General features: G+C 46.0%; 5 protein-coding genes. 1 reads left to right on the top strand and 4 read right to left on the bottom strand.

What is annotated here, in order from left to right; genetic code table 11:
- A partial coding sequence (locus tag ACNKU7_RS18720; RefSeq protein ID WP_418298509.1) for a hypothetical protein occupies positions 1 to 345 on the top strand: 345 nt, incomplete at its 5' end.
- Positions 346 to 862: 517 nt separating this feature from the next.
- On the opposite strand, the gene ACNKU7_RS18715 is transcribed toward ACNKU7_RS18720, so the two are convergent.
- The 4 genes from ACNKU7_RS18715 to ACNKU7_RS18700 all read right to left on the bottom strand — a co-directional run bounded on the left by ACNKU7_RS18715 (position 863) and on the right by ACNKU7_RS18700 (position 2,890).
- Positions 863 to 1,117, bottom strand: a complete 255-nt coding sequence (locus tag ACNKU7_RS18715) for a hypothetical protein (RefSeq protein WP_418298497.1) — start codon at positions 1,115 to 1,117, stop codon at positions 863 to 865.
- A gap of 96 nt (positions 1,118 to 1,213) precedes the next feature.
- A complete protein-coding gene (locus tag ACNKU7_RS18710; protein WP_418298508.1) occupies positions 1,214 to 1,630 on the bottom strand; it encodes a hypothetical protein in 417 nt (138 codons plus the stop codon).
- A gap of 120 nt (positions 1,631 to 1,750) precedes the next feature.
- Positions 1,751 to 2,146 (bottom strand): hypothetical protein, encoded by a 396-nt coding sequence (locus tag ACNKU7_RS18705; RefSeq protein ID WP_418298507.1) that lies wholly within the window; start codon positions 2,144 to 2,146, stop codon positions 1,751 to 1,753.
- A 144-nt stretch (positions 2,147 to 2,290) separates the two neighbouring features.
- A complete protein-coding gene (locus tag ACNKU7_RS18700) occupies positions 2,291 to 2,890 on the bottom strand; it encodes a hypothetical protein (RefSeq protein WP_418298506.1) in 600 nt (199 codons plus the stop codon).
- Between the last annotated feature and the right edge of the window lie 473 nt (positions 2,891 to 3,363).

Genomic DNA, 3,363 nt, shown 5'->3' with positions numbered 1-3,363 from the left:
AAGCGACCTGCGCAAAAGGTGCACAAAGTAAGCCGTCCCCTGCAGCGCCTGGTTATGGCTGGCCGCGCTGCGGACCCACTTACTGGCACGCTGCCAGCCACGGCTTGGCTGGCCACTGCCCGAATAAAACAAGGAAAGAATACCGCAATTTTCCCCACCTGTTTTTCTCTTATTGGCACGCCACAATACTGCAGCGGATTTTCCCTACTCTACCGAACCCTAGCGAACACTCTAGGAAAGAAACCGCTTGAATGTGCCCTAGCAAAATGCCAAATGCTGGATGCCAAAACTGTGCGCAAAAATTGCAGCCGCACAAATATTAATTTTTACCGACCGGCACCATAACGTTGCTAGCAGGGGCGGCCGACGCGTAGCGTTGGACGTCCAGCCCGGCCCCGAAGGGGATGGGCGAGCCTGCCTAGCCTGGTTATGGCTGACGTGCTCTGGACCAACTACTAGCACTCTGCCAGCCACGGCTTGGCTGGCCACCGCCCGAAAATTGCGAGAAAAGAATACCGCACTTTCCCCAACCTGTTTTTATCTTATTGGCACGCCACGATACTACTGCGGAATAGCCTGATCCTACCAAACCAGAGCGAACACTCTAGGAACGAAACTGCTTGAATGCGCTCTGGCAAAACGCCAAATACTGGATGCCAAAACTGTGCGAAAAACTTGCAGCGGCACAATTATTAATTTTTACCGACCGGCACCATAACGCCCGCAACAGGGGCGACCAATGCTATGCACGTTTTGTGCGAAACTGGGAGCGCAGCGACCCGCACTAAACGTGCATAGCGTTGGGCGTCCCGCGGAGGCCCGAAGATCCGTAGCAAACTGCTTGCGTTTGTTAAGGCAGACTTCACTCACAGCCAGCATCAGAGCCACCGAAATCTAGCCCTCCATCAAACCCGCAATTCGAGATTGATGTTACATTTAGCTTTCCTCTCTTTTGACGCAACTCACTTTTTAGCGCCTCATTTTGTTTTTTTAGAGCTATTTTTTCAGACTCAGAGAATCTCTGATCATCTTGGAGTTCAGCGCCGCAATACATGCAGATATCAAAACCTGTATTCTGAATCTGACGATTACAGGCACTGCATGTACCTTTCTTCATATGATGCTAATGCCTTAACGCCCGGCACAGGGGCAGACAAATAAGCGCAGCGTTTTGGCTGTCCCAGCGACCAACGGGAGCGATTGCTGCCGCTTGTTAAGCGCTTTGCCATTGCTCGATTATCTCATTATATTTTTGATCGGCTAACCCCTCAGTATCATCGCATGAGAAGTAGACAATACTTAGGGCGCAATATTGATTTATGTATTTCTCAATCTCGCACATTAGTCCTATAGCGCGGGTAACTGAGATAAATTTGTTTGCTAACAAAGCCTCTGCTGCTTCTTTTACAGGATCTAGAAGATCATGAGAAAAACCATTGCGCCAACAATGATATAGGCTTTCTTTTGTTTCTTGCGCTACTTCATTTGGTGCTCTTACTATCTCATGAAGAACCATGAAAGAAGCATTAGCCGATATGGCCCTCCCTTTTGCAATCAAATCCATAGACTTCTCTTTATCTTCATAGGGAAAGCCGAAGTCAATTGATTCTATAAACTCTCGCTCAGTCATAATTGACGCTTAACGCCCAGCGCAGGCGCAGCCAGCGCGGAGCGCTTTTTGTGTTAATGTTTGAGCGCAGCGAGTAACACAAAAAGTGCGTAGCGTTGGCTGTCGCTCTGCCGCTGTTTGTTAGGGCGCCGGCGCCTGAGGTCCGCTCTTGGGTCCCTGAGCCCCACGCTCTTTATCTATCTGTGCATTTTGGATTTCAATAATTGACTGAACTACCGAGATGATACGCTTTAAAAAATGCATTTGTATCAGCATGGCAATACAGACTGTATTGATAACAATCAAAAATACGCTACCTCGGGTGATAGATTCAACTGAAGTTACTTCTCTAAAAATTATGAATATTAGCCATGCGACCCAAGCGTAATATACACATGAAAAGAATGATGCCTTTATACCTGATAGTGCTTCTTCTTTCGTTTTTGCGTACTTTAGATTAATCGCAAAAAGTGCCGCTAGTACAGCGCTGATTATGGCGACAATTAAAGGAACAACTACGATTTTAAAATCTTCCATTTATTTTTATCAAACCTCTGAATTCAGATTACGCCCTAACGCCTTGCTCAGCGGCGGATTACTTTATGCTCATTTTGTGCGAAATTGGGAGCGCAGCGAACGCACAAAATGTGCATAAAGTAAGACGTCGGCTGCAGCAAATTGTTAGCTCCATAGCAGCAGCGCTCCCACGAAGACTACGAGTATAAGTATTACCGTACTTTGCCGATCAACAGCGCTCTCTAAACTTTCAATCTTCCTATTGATATCGTTAGGAATCTCATAAAAATTCCTAGTTGAATCTTTATTAATTGTTGCACTGGCAATGTAGTTTGACGCTATATTTATCGCAAACAATGTAACGGAAATTTCAAGTAAGGACTGAAGTGGAAAAAACCATTCCGCCAAGCTACTTTTTCCTTCTTCTTGCGAAATTTGCTTATCCAGATCTACCTTCCTAATCTCGTAAATTTTACGCTCTTCTTCTGAATCATATTCCTTATTAATTAGAACGGAATTTATTCTTTCAGATTCATCTTTGAGATTCACTAGAGAAGTATTTATATCAGAAACAGCCTTCTCCCATAGAGGCTCAATCTTTTCATACAAATACCCAACCGAGCCACCGTACAAAAAAAGTGCCCCCGCAATAAACAAGATAAATTTTCTAGAAGGGTTCCTATCCCTATAAATAAGAAAAAGTAGGAAATAAATAGGTAGAGAAAAAATTACTAATAACGCTAAGAGAACTATTGTCTCGACCATACAACTATTCTTCCATGAAGAGAGCTAACGTTGCTAGCAGGGGCGGCCGGCGCGCAGCGTTGGCCGTCCAGCCCAGCCCCGAAGGGGATGGGCGAGCCTGCCTAGCCTGGTTATGGCTGACGCGCTCTGGACCAACTATTAGCACTCTGCCAGCCACGGCCTGGCTGGCCACCGCCCGAAAATTACGAGGAAAGAATACCGCACTCTCCCCAACCTATTTTTATCTTACTGGCACTCTACGATACTGCAGCGGAGTTGCCACCTTTTACCGAACACAAGCGAACGCTCTAGGAACGAAACTGCTTGAATGTGCCACGGCCGGAAGCCAAATAATGGATACAAAAACTGTGCACAAAATTTTGAGCAGCACAGAAACTAATTTTTACCGACCGGCACCTGGTCTTACCCACAAAAAGTAGACACTATAACTATGCGCATTTGCGCTCATACTCTGCTGGACTTGTGTAACCCAG

The organism is Microbulbifer weihaiensis, from assembly GCF_048323715.1.
Taxonomy (GTDB): Bacteria; Pseudomonadota; Gammaproteobacteria; order Pseudomonadales; family Cellvibrionaceae; genus Microbulbifer.
The sequence above is the reverse complement of the archived record's forward strand: the minus strand, read 5'-3'. Positions and strand labels throughout refer to the sequence as shown.